Annotated in this window: 14 protein-coding genes and 1 pseudogene; 11 read left to right on the forward strand and 4 right to left on the reverse strand. The window is 56.1% G+C overall.

Annotated elements, in window-relative coordinates:
* Window positions 1-83: 83 nt before the first annotated feature.
* Window positions 84-1130, reverse strand: a complete 1047-nt coding sequence (locus tag DWW03_RS06640; protein ID WP_022061146.1) for a sugar kinase — start codon at window positions 1128-1130, stop codon at window positions 84-86.
* Between the two features lie 349 nt (window positions 1131-1479).
* Here DWW03_RS06640 and DWW03_RS06645 point away from each other — a divergent pair, with 349 nt between their 5' ends.
* Window positions 1480-2715 (forward strand): site-specific integrase, encoded by a 1236-nt coding sequence (locus DWW03_RS06645; protein WP_004308432.1) that lies wholly within the window; start codon window positions 1480-1482, stop codon window positions 2713-2715.
* A 12-nt stretch (window positions 2716-2727) separates the two neighbouring features.
* Complete coding sequence (locus tag DWW03_RS06650) at window positions 2728-3090, forward strand: RhuM protein (RefSeq protein WP_118406529.1); 363 nt, start codon at window positions 2728-2730, stop codon at window positions 3088-3090.
* Window positions 3091-3170: 80 nt separating this feature from the next.
* Here the strand turns inward: DWW03_RS06650 and DWW03_RS06655 are convergent, their stop codons facing one another.
* Both DWW03_RS06655 and DWW03_RS06660 read right to left on the reverse strand, forming a co-directional pair.
* Entirely contained in the window at window positions 3171-3476 is a 306-nt protein-coding gene (locus DWW03_RS06655) for a helix-turn-helix domain-containing protein (RefSeq protein ID WP_008616581.1), read from the reverse strand.
* Window positions 3477-3508: 32 nt separating this feature from the next.
* Entirely contained in the window at window positions 3509-3802 is a 294-nt protein-coding gene (locus DWW03_RS06660; RefSeq protein ID WP_008645715.1) for a helix-turn-helix domain-containing protein, read from the reverse strand.
* A gap of 210 nt (window positions 3803-4012) precedes the next feature.
* Here DWW03_RS06660 and DWW03_RS06670 point away from each other — a divergent pair, with 210 nt between their 5' ends.
* The 4 genes and pseudogenes from DWW03_RS06670 to DWW03_RS17055 form a co-directional block, all read left to right on the forward strand.
* Window positions 4013-4372, forward strand: a complete 360-nt coding sequence (locus DWW03_RS06670; RefSeq protein ID WP_009388859.1) for a helix-turn-helix domain-containing protein — start codon at window positions 4013-4015, stop codon at window positions 4370-4372.
* A 3-nt stretch (window positions 4373-4375) separates the two neighbouring features.
* A complete protein-coding gene (locus tag DWW03_RS06675) occupies window positions 4376-4726 on the forward strand; it encodes a helix-turn-helix domain-containing protein (protein ID WP_008616574.1) in 351 nt (116 codons plus the stop codon).
* A gap of 20 nt (window positions 4727-4746) precedes the next feature.
* Window positions 4747-6336 (forward strand): DUF3945 domain-containing protein, encoded by a 1590-nt coding sequence (locus tag DWW03_RS06680; protein ID WP_118406530.1) that lies wholly within the window; start codon window positions 4747-4749, stop codon window positions 6334-6336.
* Window positions 6337-6914: 578 nt separating this feature from the next.
* A pseudogene (locus tag DWW03_RS17055) lies at window positions 6915-7676 on the forward strand (tyrosine-type recombinase/integrase); the annotation flags it as partial.
* 159 nt (window positions 7677-7835) lie between these two features.
* Here DWW03_RS17055 and DWW03_RS16845 read toward each other — a convergent pair.
* Window positions 7836-8957 carry a DUF4861 family protein gene (locus tag DWW03_RS16845; RefSeq protein ID WP_118406532.1) on the reverse strand — a complete coding sequence of 374 codons (1122 nt, stop codon included), beginning with the start codon at window positions 8955-8957 and terminating at the stop codon, window positions 7836-7838.
* Window positions 8958-9151: 194 nt separating this feature from the next.
* On the opposite strand from DWW03_RS16845, the gene uxaC reads away from it, so the two are divergent.
* The 5 genes from uxaC (at window position 9152) to DWW03_RS06715 (ending at window position 15336) form a co-directional block, all read left to right on the forward strand.
* The gene (gene uxaC / locus DWW03_RS06695; RefSeq protein WP_022062279.1) at window positions 9152-10564 is read left to right on the forward strand and encodes a glucuronate isomerase; all 1413 of its coding nucleotides are present in this window, start codon (window positions 9152-9154) and stop codon (window positions 10562-10564) included.
* Between the two features lie 14 nt (window positions 10565-10578).
* Window positions 10579-11598, forward strand: a complete 1020-nt coding sequence (locus DWW03_RS06700; protein WP_022062280.1) for a sugar kinase — start codon at window positions 10579-10581, stop codon at window positions 11596-11598.
* 30 nt (window positions 11599-11628) lie between these two features.
* Window positions 11629-12297, forward strand: a complete 669-nt coding sequence (locus DWW03_RS06705; protein WP_118406533.1) for a bifunctional 4-hydroxy-2-oxoglutarate aldolase/2-dehydro-3-deoxy-phosphogluconate aldolase — start codon at window positions 11629-11631, stop codon at window positions 12295-12297.
* Between the two features lie 137 nt (window positions 12298-12434).
* Window positions 12435-13859 (forward strand): MFS transporter, encoded by a 1425-nt coding sequence (locus tag DWW03_RS06710; RefSeq protein WP_161989189.1) that lies wholly within the window; start codon window positions 12435-12437, stop codon window positions 13857-13859.
* 19 nt (window positions 13860-13878) lie between these two features.
* Entirely contained in the window at window positions 13879-15336 is a 1458-nt protein-coding gene (locus tag DWW03_RS06715) for a tagaturonate reductase (protein WP_118406534.1), read from the forward strand.
* Window positions 15337-15418: the final 82 nt, after the last annotated feature.

Genomic DNA, 15418 nt, shown 5'->3' on the forward strand with positions numbered 1-15418 from the left:
CGCCTTTTTGCCGTGCGGGCGCGGGGCCGGGGAGCAGCGTTCCGGCCAAAAGGCCGCACCCTGAATCCGGCGTCTTACGCCGGTTAGCGGGCGATGCGGCCCGAGACGGAGCCGCGGGCCAGCTGTTCGACCTCTGCGGCCGTGAACTGGTTGTAGTCGCCCGGCACGGTGTTTTTCAACGCGCAGGCCGCGGTTCCGAAGTCCAGCGCAAACTGGGCGTCGTGGGGATGCGCGGCCATTCCGTAGAGCAATCCGCCCACGAAGGCGTCGCCCACGCCGACGCAGTCGACCACGGGGTCGATGTCGTAAACCCGCGTGGAGTGCAGACGTCCGCCCGTGTAGAGCGTTCCCGAGATCAGGTGGTGGTTGGCGCTCAATACGCTGCGCAGTCCGAAGACGATGCTCCGGCAGCGGGGGAAGCGCGCCGCAACCTCCGCCGAGGCCCGTTCGTAACCCGCCGTATCGGGACGGTAGGCGGCGTCGCGGGCCGCAAACTGCGGCAGCTGCATGCCGAGCACCTTTTCGTATTCGTCGTCCGTGCCGAAGAAGGCGTCGCACTGCTCCATCAGCGGTGGGAGCACCTCCTGCGGCTCCTTGCCGTATTTCCAGAGGTTCTTGCGGTAGTTGATGTCGCACGAGACGGTCAGTCCCGCCGCGTGCGCCGCCGCAATCGCCTCGGCGCACACGGCCGCCGTGCCGGCGCTCACCGCGGCCGAAATTCCCGACCAGTGGAACCACGAGGCGCCGCGGAAGATTCCGTCCCAGTCGATCATCCCCGGTTGCAGGGTGTCGAAGGCCGAGTCGGCGCGGTCGTATACGACGTGCGACGAGCGCATCGCGGCGGCCTCCTCCATGTAGTAAATCCCGAGCCGCTTGCCGCCGCGCAGGATGGCGTCCGTCCGTACGCCGTAGCGGCGCAGGTCGTCGATGCAGGCGTCGGCCACCCGGTTGTCCGGCAGGCGGGTGACGAATTCGCTTTGCAGGCCGTAGTTGGCCAGCGATACGGCGACGTTGGCCTCGCTTCCGCCGTAGCTGGCGCGGAAGAGGTTCGTCTGGTTGAAACGCAGGTAGTCGGGCGGCGTGAGCCGCAGCATGATCTCCCCGAAGGTAACGATCTTTTGTCTGTCCATGATTTTTGTGAAATAGATCCCACAAAGTTACTACAAAAAAGTGAAATGCGGAAGAATATGGTAATGGATTTGATTTACAGGGGTTTCATTTACGCTGCCAATTATTCCGAGAGCCATTACAATCCATGCCGAAGCCAAATCAAGACGGAGCTACGTTACTTGTTCGTAACCACGCTCAATAGGTGACGAAATGGACACGAATAACGAAACAAGGCTTTAAGGATTAGTGAGTTACTGACAACTCACGCAAAAAATCCGGTAACGAAAAAAGATTGCGCCGTTCTTCCGCAATTTGCGTATCAGAGGAGGGCTCTTCACCAACTAATTTTGAACAAAAAAATTAAGGACGATGAAGAGTACATTTTCAGTTATTTACTACCTCAAACGTCAGGTAGTGAAAAAAGACGGGACGGTTCCCGTCATGGGACGCATCACGGTGGACGGCAGCCAGACGCAATTCAGTTGCAAACTGACCATCGATCCCAAGTTGTGGGACACCAAAGGGGGACGTGTCACGGGCAGAAGCACGGCGGCACTCGAAACGAACCGCATGCTTGACAAGATGCGGGTGCGCATCAACAAGCACTATCAGGAAATCATGGAGCGTGACAACTTCGTCACGGCAGAGAAGGTGAAGAACGCCTTTCTCGGACTGGAACACCGCTATCACACGCTGATGCAGGTGTTCCAGCAACACAACGAGGACTATGCCAAGCAGGTGGAAGCAGGCATGAAAGCCAAAGGCACACTCTTGAAGTACAAGACCGTTTACAAGCACCTGCAAGAGTTTCTCAACATCCGTTACCACGTGAAGGACATCGCGTTGAAAGAGCTTACCCCCGCTTTCATTTCCGACTTCGAGATGTTTCTGCGCACGGACAAACACTGCTGCACCAATACCGTGTGGCTGTATGTATGCCCACTTCGGACGATGGTGTTCATCGCCATCAACAACGAATGGCTCACACGCGACCCGTTCAGGGAGTATGAAATCAAGAAGGAGGAAACGACACGCAGTTTCCTGACCAAAGACGAAATCCGCCTGCTGATGGAAGGTAAACTGAAGAACGCCAAACAGGAACTATACCGCGACCTCTACCTGTTCTGCGCCTTCACGGGCTTGTCATTCGCCGATATGCGCAATTTGACGGAAGAGAACATCCGCACCTACTTCGATGAACACGAGTGGATAAACATCAACCGCCAGAAGACGGGCGTGGTGTCTAACATCCGCCTGCTTGACATTGCGAAACAAATCATCGACAAATACCGCGGGCTGTGCGAAAACGGCAGGATTTTCCCTGTTCCCCACTACAACACGTGCCTCGCCGGAATCCGTGCCGTCGCCAAGCGTTGCGGCATCACCAAGCACATCACGTGGCATCAGAGCCGCCATACGGCAGCCACGACGGTGTTCCTCTCCAACGGTGTACCCATCGAAACAGTCAGTTCCATGCTGGGACACAAGAGTATAAAGACAACGCAGATATACGCGAAGATAACCAAAGAGAAGCTCAACCAAGACATGGAGAACCTTGCCGCAAGATTGAACCAAATCGAGGAATTTGCAGGATGTACCATCTAAAACAGAGACGCCATGAAACGTGACATAATCATTATAGAGGACAAGACGGTCAGCGTAACCGGTAACGAGGTATGGATGACCGCCGGGGAAATCGCCGAAGAGTTCCATGCCACCGTCCCGGCAGTGAACGCCGCCATCAAAGCCATCCGCAAGTCGGACGTGCTGAACGACTACGAGGTATGCCGCTACATACAGCTTGAAAACGGCCTGTACGCGGATGTTTACTCGCTTGAAATCATCATTCCAGTAGCCTTCCGGCTGAACACATACTATACACACGTGTTCCGCATGTGGCTGGTGGAGAAGGCACTCTCAAAGGAAAAGAGGCAGGCATACGTGATGTTCATACAGAACGGGAAAACCGGATATTGCTGAACACGCATACAGACAACGAAAAAGGAAACGGACAACGCCATCGGGTGCTGTCCGTTTCCTTTTTTTTTCATGCAACCGCCTTATTCCAGCGGCTTGAGGTAATTCGCCTCCAACAGTTCACGCAGTCCCGATTCGGGATAAAGCACCTTACCTGCCAGAAGGATAAAGGGCAGCATCCTGTTGTTGCGATACTCCTGCAAGGTGCGGCGGCTTACCCGGAGCATTTCCGCCACCTCCTTGTCCGTCAGGTAATGTTCCCCGTCCAGTGGCGGACGGTAACTTTCCAAAAATGCGGAGAGCCATTTGGAGCCTTTGAGCATATTCTGTATCGCGGTGGCAACCTGCTCGTCCTCCATTGAGAAAACCTCGTTGTTCTCGTTCATCATAACATCGGATTAAGTGGTTAATAAAAACAGAGTCATTTTCCATCGGGATAGATCGTGCCGATAAGCGGAATAAGCCGCCTGACCTCCTCCGGCCTGTAATAGAACCTGCGGTTCATCTGCGAATAGCCGATAAGCCGCCTGTCACGCAATGACTGCAACGTGCGCGGGCTGATTCTCAACTGCCCGCAGACCTCCTCGCCCGTGAGCCACCTTTCCAGCCGCCCGCCGTCGCTTTTGCGCCTGAGGGCGGCGACTTTCTCCGAGAGGGCGTTGAATGACGCCAGCATCATCTCGAAGGTCTTTTTCTCGATAGATACGATTTCCATATACCAAAACATTTAATGATTTACCGCAAAGGTAACGCAGCCGCCTTGAATGCGTGCCGTTTTCCGCTATATGGCAGTTTGTTGCGCCGGTTGTCCGGGTTACGGAGTCACTTTCAAAGAAAATCTTACGTGAGTCACGTAGTGAGTTGTTAAAGCTCCTTTTGTTTATTGCCGAATTTTGCCGCAGAGAAACAAAAGAAAGGACAAAATATGAAAGTGATAACGATTGAAAGTTCCGCCTTCACCGCCCTGACGGAACAGATAGCCGAGATAGCGGTCTATGTGCGTGCCGTTTCCGGTGAGAGGAAGGGAGAGTTTTCCGACATGCTGCTCACCACCCGCGAGGCGGCGCACCTGCTGAACGTGAGTACCCGTACCCTCCAACGTATGCGCAGCGAACAGCGCATCGCCTATGTCGTGCTGCGCGGCAAATGCCGCTACCGCCGGTCGGAAATAGACCGCCTGCTCGCAGACTGCACCGTGGCAGAAGATGCAGCGACACTGACGGAACTGAAACGCAACCACACGCTGCGCACGGGCGGCGGCAAACCCAAAGGAAGGAGGACATAAGATATGGAACTGCTTACACGAAACAATTTTGAGGACTGGATGCAGAAGCTGATGGAACGGCTCGACCGTCAGGACGAGCTGCTGCTCTCCCTGCGACCGTCCGGCAAAGCCCCGAACCCGATGGAAAGTATCAGGATGTTCGACAACCAAGACCTCTGCATGCTGCTCCAGATAAGCAAGCGTACCCTGCAGCGCTACCGCAGCATCGGTGCATTGCCGTACAAGACGCTCGGCAAAAAGACCTATTACAGCGAGGAGGACGTACTGACATTCCTCTCCGAACACGTAAAGAATTTCCGCAAGGAAGATATAGCCTTCTACAAGGCGCGTATCCATAATTTCTTTAATAAATAACCCATTAAAACATTTTTCAAATGGCAAAGAAAACAACAGAAAAAGACGTGCTGATAGTCCGCGACGAGAAGACGGGCGAGATTAGCGTGGTAGCCGGGCTTAACGTCGACGGCTCACCCAAGCGTACCCCCGCAAAGGCGGAGAACGCGCAGAGTTTCCTGCAATTCGACAGGCACGGGGACGTGCTGGACAACTTCTTCAAGAACTTCTTCCGGCAGTGCAAGGAGCCCAGCCGCTTCGGTTTCTACCGTGTCGCGGCGGACCAAGCCGACAAGCTGCTGGAAGTTATCAAGGACTTGCTGAAAGACCCCGAGGGCAACAAGGAGATGCTTGCGCCCCACAAGGTGGACACCTCCGGCTACGAAAAGAAAGTACAGGAGGAGCAGTCCGCCGAAAAGCAGGAACAACCGGAACAGAAACAAGATGACGAACCTAAAAAACAGGAAGAAATGGAACAGAAAAACGAACAGAATCAGGAAAACCCGCAGCAGGCGCAGAGCAACCGGGGCTACCAACCCATCGACGAGAGCAAGATCAACTGGAAGGAGTTGGAGGAGAAATGGGGCGTGAAGCGCGACGACCTTGAAAAGTCGGGCGACCTTGACCGGATGCTCAACTACGGCAAGTCCGACTTGGTGAGGGTGGCGCCCAATTTCGGCGGAGAGGCTTTCGAGCTGGATGCCCGCCTCTCCTTCAAGGAGGACGGCGAGGGCAACGTCAGCCTTGTGCCGCACTTCATCCGCAAGGAGCAGAAACTCGACGAGTACAAGGAACACAAGTTCTCCGACGACGACCGGAAGAACCTGCGCGAAACGGGCAACCTCGGCAGGGTTGTGGACCTCGTGGACAGGGAAACGGGCGAGATCATCCCCTCGTTCGTCAGCATCGACCGCAAGACGAACGAAATCACGGATGTCCCGGCAAACAAGGTGCGCATACCGGAGCGCATCGGCAAGACGGAAATCACCAAGCAGGAGCAGGACATGCTGCGTGCCGGGCTGCCTGTGCGCGACAAACTCATCGAGCGCAAGGACGGCAGGAAGTTCGTCACCACCCTGCAAGTGAACGTGGAGCAGCGCGGCGTGGAGTTCGTGCCGGGAACCGGCAGGTCGCCACGTGCCGCACAAGCACAGGAAGCCAAGAACAACCCCACACAGGGACAGGCGCAGGGTACGGAAAACACAGCCAACACGAACAAGGAGCAACGCCGCAACACGTGGACGAACGCCGACGGCAGCATCCGCCCCATCAGCAAATGGAGCGGCGTGGACTTCACCGAGCAGCAGAAAGCCGACTACGTGGCTGGCAAAGCCGTGAAACTGGAGAACGTGACCGACAAGCAGGGCTTCCACGCCACGATGTACATCAGGTTCAACCCGGAGAAGGGACGCCCGTACCGCTACGACACCAACCCCGATAACGCGCAGAAGGTCGCGCCTTCCAACGAGAGCCGCACGCAGGTGGCGGTGAACAGCGAGGGCAAGACCAACGAGGCTACCAAGAACCTGAAGGAGCCGTTGCGGAAGGGACAGACCGCCCCGAAGGACACCGCACAGCAACAGCAGCAGGAGAAGCCGCAAAAGAAAAACAATAAGGGCATGAAGATGTAATCCGGTGTCCGCCACTAAATCCGAAGTAACATTTGTAAAATTCAAAACGACAGAAAAATATGAAGACAATCATTGCAGAGAAGTTATCACGAGTTATGATAACTTTTCTTATCACAAGTAAATTATTATCCAAAGCTATAAGCTAATACACCAAATAACTGACAGATAATCAATCAAACTCGTGATAATAATGTTCTGATAATAATATGCTATATTGTGGAGAGAGTAATGTTGCTCCCTCCAAATATAGTATTATGGACAATAAAAATCATTTTGAATCCAAAGTTTCGGATTTTTTAGAAGCGTTGCGTAAAGCCGGATATTCAGAATCGACTATCCGACAGTATAAAAAGACCTGTCGTCTTTTTATCGTTTACATGGATATAAACTACATACAAGACTGTAATGTAGAATCCATCGATTTGTTTTTAAAGACTATGCCACAAGAAAAAACGCGGTTGATACATGGAACCAATTATCGATTACTGCTATTCGTTAATTATCTTACGGATAGAACTATCCAAAAACCAGTTGTAAGATACGTTATACGCAAATTCTCAGGAGAAATAGGAGGCATTATGACAAAATACCTTCATCTCTTGGAAGAACAAAGACTATCTCCTAAAACGATAGATGGCTACGAACATGTGTTCAGCTATTTTCTCAGGCATTTGTCTTTGAGGAATGTATCCCGCATCTCAGATATAGGTGAGGATGATGTGCTAACTTTTATATCTTCCAGCCAAAACAGTAAACAAAGAGTATTGGCAACGATGCGTGCATTTTGTCGTTACCTGTACGAACAAAAGCTTATCAATAAGAATATTGATTATGTGATAGGAAGAAACCGTTATATTGTAAAAGAAAAACTACCGTCGACATACACTTGTGAAGAAGTCTTGCAAATAGAATCTTCGGTAAATCAATCCACTCCTGTAGGAAAACGAGATTACGCCATGCTCCTATTAGCAACACGGTTAGGACTACGTTCCTCCGATATTGCCGGATTACAATTCAGTAATTTAGACTGGGATAGAAACATTATCCGCCTGATACAGTACAAGACTAAACGTGAAATAGAATTGCCACTCTTAAAGGATGTAGGAGAAGCTATCATCAATTATGTGAAATATGGCAGACCGAGTTCTTCTTCCAAACAGATATTCCTATCCTCTTTAGCCCCATATAATCCTGTGAATGGGGCGGTGGTTTCCTTGTCGGTCAGAAAGATTATCTGCCATTCAAGAATAGATACAAGGGATAGAAAAAAAGGTCCTCACGCTATGAGACATACTTTAGCCAGCCAGCTATTGCGTAATGGCATATCACTGCCCGTCATTTCTGAGACATTAAAACAACAAATATACATAAAAAGCCGGACAATCGCAAGCCGGATTGCGCCCGCTTCGGGAAAGGGTTCCGACAGAGAAAGGCCCGGTCGTCGGACCGGGCCTTTCGGAAAAAGCAGGACGGCATGCCTGCCCTTTTTGGACGGATTTTTAGTTGAGGACCGTCACTTTGAGCGGCGTCACGGCGGCGGCCTGCGCCTGCCCGATCTCTTCGATCCACTCCTTCATGTCCTCCACGCCGCCCTGGCTCCAGCCCGAACCGGCGTAGTAGGTCAGCGTCCGGCCGGGTTTCACGGCCTTGACGGCTACGGCGTGGCCCAGCGTGTCCGTAAGCATCTCGGCTCCCGGCAGGATCACGCCCAGGTAGATGTCGCCGTCGCGTGCGGGATCCTTCGAGTCCGAAACAGCCTCGCATAGAGCCATCCAGCCTTCGCCCGTGAGTATCTGTTTCACGTCGTGGCGCACGAAGCCCGCGGCGATCGGCATCTCGGTGAATGCTCCTTCGTAGATGTTGTCCATGCGGTTGAAGCGCTGGTTGGCGTCGAGCGAGATGATCTTGGTGAGCGTTACGGGCGTGCCGTCGACATCGAACGGGGCGTAGGTCAATTCGACCGAAGTGCGGATCGGTCCGTTGTCGAGTGTGCGGGCCGTGGCGTAGTTGTGGCCCATCATCCAGAATTTACCGCCGGCGAAGGGCAGCGATGCGCCCGAACCGAGCGTCACGCCCACCTTGTAGCAGTCCATGCCGTCGCCGTAGTTGTGGTGGTAGTTGCCCCGGGCGTACCACTCGTCGATCACCAGTTTGTCGGTGCACTTTACCCATACGTCGATGCCCGGAGTGACGAGCTTCTCGGGAGAGGTTTCGAGCGCCGGGCCGTAGAGGCGGTAGGCTACCTTGTTGTTCTCCCAGGCGTAGTCGTCGTAACGTTCGGGAACCGTGCGGCCGAACGCCTCGGCGGGGTAGTTCTCGCGCTGGCCTGTGACCAGTTTGAACCGCTTGCTTTCCATCGGGTCGGCGTCGGTCTGGAAGATCAGCGCCTGCGGCTCCGTTCCGCCGCGGAAGAGGACCTGCGAGGGGATCTGCTCGTTGTCGTCGTTCAGGACGACGATGTTGTCCGGCGTCACGCCTTTGAGCGCGGCGACTTCGGACCAGGCGATTTCGACGGTTTCGTCATCGCGTTCGGTCGGGGTCGTGTTGGCGACTTCGACCTTCAAAGCGGGTGTGCAGGAGGCCGTCAGGAGGGCTGCAACCCACATAATCGGTTTTTTCATAAAATTAGAATTGAAGTTTTTCCGTTGTTTGTAGGCAAATTTACAATTTTTCCGTATATTGGTCAACCAAAACGGTAAATATTCTATTTAATTCGGTAATTTTTCATATTCCGAGTGGCGGAAAGTTACTAATTTTACGTTATGAAAAAGAGCCTGATACGTATAGAATTTAACCGCGATACCTTTTATTTTTTATGAAACAGTTCAACGACGACAACTTCCTGTTGCAGACCGAGACTGCGCAGCGTCTTTACCACGACCATGCGGCCAAGATGCCGATCATCGACTACCATTGCCACCTGATTCCCGAGTACGTGGCTTCGGACCACCGTTTCGACAACCTGTCGAAGATCTGGCTCGAAGGCGACCACTACAAATGGCGCGCCATGCGCACCAACGGGGTCGATGAGAAGTATTGCACGGGCAAGGATACGACCGATTGGGAGAAGTTCGAGAAGTGGGCCGAGACGGTTCCCTATACGATGCGCAACCCGCTCTACCACTGGACCCACCTCGAATTGAAGACCGCCTTCGGGGTGACGAAACTGCTCAACCCCGCTTCGGCCCGCGAAATTTACGACCATTGCACGGCGCTGTTGCAGCGTCCCGAATACCACGCCCGCGGCCTGATGCGCCGCTACAACGTCGAGGCGGTCTGCACGACGGACGATCCCGTGGATTCGCTCGAACACCATATCAAGGTCCGCGAGGACGGTTTTGCGACCAGGATGCTCCCCACGTGGCGTCCCGACAAGGCGATGGCCGTGGAGGTTCCGGCCGATTTCCGCGCTTATATGGAGAAGCTTTCGGAGGTTTCGGGCGTCGCGATCACGAAATTCGCCGATGTGATCGACGCGCTGCGCGTGCGTCACGAGTTCTTCGGGTCGGTCGGCTGCCGCCTTTCGGACCACGGCATCGAGGAGTTCTACGCCGAGGATTATACGCAGGCCGAGATCGACGCTATTTTTAATAAGGTATACGGCGGGCAGACGCTGACGCCCGAGGAGATCCGCAAGTTCAAGACCGCCATGCTGGTCGAGTTCGCCACGATGGACCATGAGGCCGGCTGGACCCAGCAGTTCCACTACGGCGCCATCCGCAACAACAACAGCCGCATGTTCGGCCGGCTGGGTCCCGATACGGGCTTCGACTCGATCGGCGACTTCGCGGTCGGCAGGCAGATGTCGAAATTCTTCGACATGCTCGACCGCAACGACCGCCTTGCGAAGACCATCATCTACAACCTCAATCCGCGCGACAACGAGCTGGTGGCCACGATGATCGGCAATTTCCAGGACGGCCGCTACGGCGCCGGGAAGATCCAGTTCGGATCGGGGTGGTGGTTCCTCGACCAGAAGGACGGCATGGAGAAACAGATGAACGCCCTCTCGACGCTGGGTCTGTTGAGCCGCTTCGTGGGCATGCTGACCGACTCGCGGTCGTTCCTTTCGTACCCGCGCCACGAGTATTTCCGCCGCACGCTGTGCAACCTCGTCGGCAACGACATCGAGCAGGGCCTGCTGCCCGCCTCGGAGATCGACTTCATCGGCCGGGAGATCATCGAGGGCATCTGCTACCGCAACGCCAAGGACTATTTCAAATTTTAAGCTGTCATAATACCATGAAAATCGTAACATTAGGTGAAATCATGCTGCGTCTTTCGACGCCCGGAAACACGCGCTTCGTTCAGTCCGATTCGTTTGACGTCGTCTATGGCGGCGGCGAGGCCAACGTGGCCGTTTCGTGCGCCAACTACGGCCACGAGGCTTACTTCGTCTCGAAGCTCCCGAAGCACGAGATCGGCCAGTCGGCGGTCAATGCGCTGCGCAAATACGGCGTGAGGACCGATTTCATCGCCCGCGGCGGCGACCGCGTGGGTATCTACTACCTCGAAACCGGGGCTTCGATGCGTCCCTCGAAGGTGATCTACGACCGTGCGCATTCGTCGATCGCCGAGGCCGATCCGCAGGATTTCGACTTCGATGCCATCATGGAGGGCGCCGACTGGTTCCACTGGTCGGGCATCACGCCCGCGATTTCGGACAAGGCCGCCGAACTGACCCGTCTGGCCTGCGAGGCCGCCAGGCGTCACGGCGTGACGGTGTCGGTGGACCTGAACTTCCGCAAGAAGCTCTGGACCAAGGAGAAGGCGCAGTCGATTATGAAGCCCCTGATGCAGTACGTCGATGTCTGCATCGGCAACGAGGAGGACGCCGAGCTGTGCCTCGGGTTCAAGCCCGACGCCGATGTTGAGGGCGGCGAGACCAACGCCGAGGGCTACAAGGGCATCTTCCGCCAGATGGCCGCGACGTTCGGGTTCAAGTATGTGATCTCGACCCTGCGCGAGTCGTTCTCGGCGACGCACAACGGCTGGAAAGCCATGATCTACAACGGAGAGGAGTTCTACGAGTCGAAGCGTTACGACATCGACCCGATCATCGACCGCGTGGGCGGCGGCGACTCGTTCTCGGGCGGCGTGATTCACGGCCTGCTGACCAAGCCGACGCAGGGCGAGGCCCTGGAGTTCGCCGTGGCGGCATCGGCCCTGAAGCACACGATCAACGGCGACTTCAACCTCGTATCGGCCGAGGAGGTCGAGTCGTTGGCCGGAGGCAATGCCAGCGGACGGGTGCAGAGATAATTAAAAATGAAAAATTAAGAATTAAAAATTATGGCTCGCTTCAATAAAATGCAAGTTCTGGAGGCCATCGGTAAGACCGGCATGGTTCCCGTATTCTATCATGCCGACGCCGACGTGGCCGAGCAGGTCGTGAAAGCCTGCTACGAAGGCGGCGTGCGCGCTTTCGAGTTCACCAACCGCGGCGATTTCGCTTCGGAGGTGTTCATCCGTCTGGTGAAATTCGCCGCCGCGGAGTGCCCGGAGATGATCCTGGGCATCGGTTCGGTGGTCGACGCCCCGACGGCCGCGATGTACATGCAGTACGGCGCCAACTTCGTCGTGGGTCCCTACCTGAACGCCGAGGTGGCCAGGGTCTGCAACCGCCATCTGGTTCCCTACACCCCCGGCTGCGGTTCGGTGACGGAGATCGGCACGGCGCAGGAACTGGGCTGCGACCTGACGAAGGTCTTCCCCGCGGGCAACGTCGGCGGCCCGTCGTTCGTCAAGAACGTCAAGGCCCCGCTGCCGTGGTCGAACATCATGGCCACCGGAGCGGTGGAACCCACCGAGGAGAACCTCACGGCGTGGTTCAAGGCCGGCGTTTATTGCGTGGGCATGGGCTCGCAGCTCTTCCCGAAAGAGGTCGTCGCCGTGAAGGACTGGGCGGCGATCACCGAAAAATGCCGTTTCGCTCTGGACGTGATCGCCCGGGTGCGTTAAAACCGATTCCGTAAGTTCGGTAGTCCGGCGGCGGCCCCGCTCCGCCGCCGGACGCCGTTCCTACGGCTCACCAATTCCTGAACACTACTTAATTAAACCCCATAATGACAAACAACAAATCGACTCTCGCTGGGAAGATGACGCAGTATCGCTGGGTCATCTGTGCGATGCTCTTCTTCGCAACGACTGTTAACTACCTCGACCGTCAGGTGCTCTCGCTGACGTGGGACGAGTTCATCAAGCCCGAATTCCACTGGAACGAGTACCACTACGGGCTGATCACTTCGATCTTCTCGATCGTCTATGCCGTCTGCATGCTCTTCGCGGGCCGTTTCATCGACTGGATGGGCACCAAGAAAGGTTATCTGTGGGCCATCGGCGTCTGGTCGATGGGAGCCTGCATGCACGCCCTCTGCGGCATCGCCACCGAGGCATGGGTGGGGCTTCCCGACGCCGCCGCGCTGCGCGCCGTCGAGGCCGGGTCGGCCCTGGCCGCGACCATCGCCATGGTCAGCATGTATTTCTTCATCGCCGCGCGCTGCATCCTCGCCCTGGGCGAGGCGGGCAACTTCCCGGCAGCCATCAAGGTGACCGCCGAGTACTTCCCCAAGAAGGACCGCGCCTACGCCACCTCGATCTTCAATGCCGGCGCTTCGATCGGCGCGCTGTTCGCCCCGCTGACCATTCCGCTGCTGGCGAAGGCCTGGGGCTGGGAGATGGCCTTCATCGTGATCGGCGCCCTGGGCTTCGTCTGGATGGGCTTCTGGGTCTTCATGTACAAGAAGCCCTCGGACCACCCGAAGGTGAATGCCGCCGAGCTGGAGTATATCGAGCAGGACCAGCACGAAGTGGTCGACGGCGAGACGGTCGGCAAGGAGCAGGAGGGCGAGAAGATCTCGTTTTGGAGAACGCTCTCGTTCAAACAGACGTGGGCCTTCGCCTTCGGCAAGTTTATGACCGACGGCGTGTGGTGGTTCTTCCTCTTCTGGACCCCCTCGTACCTCAATTCGCAGTTCGGGATCAAGATGTCCGAAGGGCTGGGCGTGGCGCTGATCTTCACGCTTTATGCCATCACGATGCTGTCGATCTACGGCGGCAAGCTTCCGACGATCATCATCAACAAGACGGGGCTGAACCCCTATGCGGCACGCATGCGCGCCATGCTGATCTTCGCGTTCATTCCGCTGCTGGTGCTGCTGGCGCAGCCCATGGGCACGATCTCGCCGTGGTTCCCGATCATCCTGATCGGTCTGGGCGGCGCGGCGCACCAGTCGTGGTCGGCCAATATCTTCTCGACCATCGGCGACATGTTCCCCAAGTCGGCGATCGCCACCGTGACGGGCATCGGCGGCATGGCCGGCGGCGTAGGCTCGATGATCCTGCAATGGTTCGCCGGCTGGCTGTTCGTATATGCCGACGAAACGGCGATGCAGTTCATGGGTTTCGAGGGTAAGCCCGCCGGATATTTCGTCGTCTTCTGCATCTGCGCCGTGGCTTACCTCATCGGCTGGATCGTGATGAAGACGCTGGTTCCGAAATACAAACCGATTGTATTGGATTAACTTAAAAACCGGACATACAATGATCAAGCAACTGAACAAGTCGACTGTCGAAACGGTCGGCCGCCCCGTTCGCATCCTGCAATTCGGCGAAGGCAACTTCTTGAGAGCCTTCGTGGACTGGCAGATCGACATCGCCAACGAGAAGGGCGTCATGGATGCAGGCGTGGCCGTTTGCCAGCCGATCATCGACCCCGAGCGCAAGGTGCTGGGGATGATCGACCTGATGCACCGGCAGGACAACATGTACCACGTCTATCTGGAGGGCATCGAGAACAAACGGCCCAAGAAGGACGTGCGGCTGGTGAAGAGCATCATGGATTCGTTCAATCCCTATGTGGACTATGCGAAATACGAGGCGTATTTCCTCTCGCCGGAGCTGAAGATCACCATTTCGAACACCACCGAGGCGGGCATCCGCTACGAGGAGGGCGACGATCTGACGGCCTGTCCGCCGAAGTCGTATCCCGCCAAGATGACGGCGCTGCTGTACAAGCGGTTCAAACATTTCAACGGCGACCCGACCAAGGGCCTTTGCATCATCTGCTGCGAGCTGATCGAGAACAACGGCTCGACGCTCCACGAATACGTCATCAGACATGCCGAATACCACAAGCTCGGGCAGGATTTCATCGACTGGGTCGAAAACAGCTGCCACTTCTGCGACACGCTCGTGGACCGCATCGTCCCGGGCTTCCCGCGCGAGCAGATCGGCGAGATCAGGGAGGAGATCGGCTATGACGACAACCTCGTGGTGAAGGCCGAGCTGTACCACCTGTGGGCCATCGGCGGCCCGGGCTACAAGGAGGTGATGAAGGAGCTGCCGCTGGACAAGGCGGGGCTGCATGTGATCTTCATGCCGTCGATCAAGCAGTTCCGCGACAAGAAGGTCCGCATCCTGAACGGGTCGCATACGGGCATGGTGCCCATCGCCCTGCAAATGGGCTGCGAGACGGTGATGGACGCTTTCAATACGCCCGACATCGAGCGGTTCGTCAACGACATGGTTGCCGAGGAGGTGATCCCGATGATCGACGAGGACCGGGACGAGCTGAAGAAGTTCGCCGCCGGGATTCTGGAGCGTTTCTACAACCCCTTCATCAAGCACATGCTCCGGTCCATTTCGCTCAACTCGCTTTCGAAATGGGAGGCGCGCAACTATCCGACCGTGCGCGACAACTGGTTCAAGGCGCAGCGGCTGGCCGAACGCGAAGCATTCACGTTCGCCGCGCTGATGACCCTCTACGGGCCGAACAGCGGTTTCGAACCCGACGACACGAGGGAGTTCGTGGACTACATCCGCGCCAACTGGGATTCGGCCGACATGGAGGCTACGATCGCGAAGATCGTGAAGGAGAGCGGCATCTTCACCGTCGATTTCTCGGAGGTTCCGGGCTTCATCGGGACCGTTGCGGGCTATGTCCGCGACATCGAGACGCTGGGCATGAAAGATGCCTTGAAGAAGTTTTTAGGAGCGTAACCAGTCAGCTGTTCCGGTGCGGCGTTTCGGACGGTTCGTGGCACGGCCTCCGGTCGTGTTCACAAGTCCGACCCACCCCGAA

It is taken from the genome of Alistipes sp. AF14-19, from assembly GCF_003461645.1.
GTDB classification, from domain to species: Bacteria; Bacteroidota; Bacteroidia; order Bacteroidales; family Rikenellaceae; genus Alistipes; species Alistipes shahii.

Excerpts from the sequence above, each read along its gene's own strand:
- DWW03_RS06640 (WP_022061146.1), bottom strand. The coding sequence starts at position 1,130 with ATGGACAGACAAAAGATCGTTACCTTCGGGGAGATCATGCTGCGGCTC.
- DWW03_RS06645 (WP_004308432.1), top strand. The coding sequence starts at position 1,480 with ATGAAGAGTACATTTTCAGTTATTTACTACCTCAAACGTCAGGTAGTG.
- DWW03_RS06650 (WP_118406529.1), top strand. The coding sequence starts at position 2,728 with ATGAAACGTGACATAATCATTATAGAGGACAAGACGGTCAGCGTAACC.
- DWW03_RS06655 (WP_008616581.1), bottom strand. The coding sequence starts at position 3,476 with ATGATGAACGAGAACAACGAGGTTTTCTCAATGGAGGACGAGCAGGTT.
- DWW03_RS06660 (WP_008645715.1), bottom strand. The coding sequence starts at position 3,802 with ATGGAAATCGTATCTATCGAGAAAAAGACCTTCGAGATGATGCTGGCG.
- DWW03_RS06670 (WP_009388859.1), top strand. The coding sequence starts at position 4,013 with ATGAAAGTGATAACGATTGAAAGTTCCGCCTTCACCGCCCTGACGGAA.
- DWW03_RS06675 (WP_008616574.1), top strand. The coding sequence starts at position 4,376 with ATGGAACTGCTTACACGAAACAATTTTGAGGACTGGATGCAGAAGCTG.
- DWW03_RS06680 (WP_118406530.1), top strand. The coding sequence starts at position 4,747 with ATGGCAAAGAAAACAACAGAAAAAGACGTGCTGATAGTCCGCGACGAG.
- DWW03_RS16845 (WP_118406532.1), bottom strand. The coding sequence starts at position 8,957 with ATGAAAAAACCGATTATGTGGGTTGCAGCCCTCCTGACGGCCTCCTGC.
- uxaC (WP_022062279.1), top strand. The coding sequence starts at position 9,152 with ATGAAACAGTTCAACGACGACAACTTCCTGTTGCAGACCGAGACTGCG.
- DWW03_RS06700 (WP_022062280.1), top strand. The coding sequence starts at position 10,579 with ATGAAAATCGTAACATTAGGTGAAATCATGCTGCGTCTTTCGACGCCC.
- DWW03_RS06705 (WP_118406533.1), top strand. The coding sequence starts at position 11,629 with ATGGCTCGCTTCAATAAAATGCAAGTTCTGGAGGCCATCGGTAAGACC.
- DWW03_RS06710 (WP_161989189.1), top strand. The coding sequence starts at position 12,435 with ATGACGCAGTATCGCTGGGTCATCTGTGCGATGCTCTTCTTCGCAACG.
- DWW03_RS06715 (WP_118406534.1), top strand. The coding sequence starts at position 13,879 with ATGATCAAGCAACTGAACAAGTCGACTGTCGAAACGGTCGGCCGCCCC.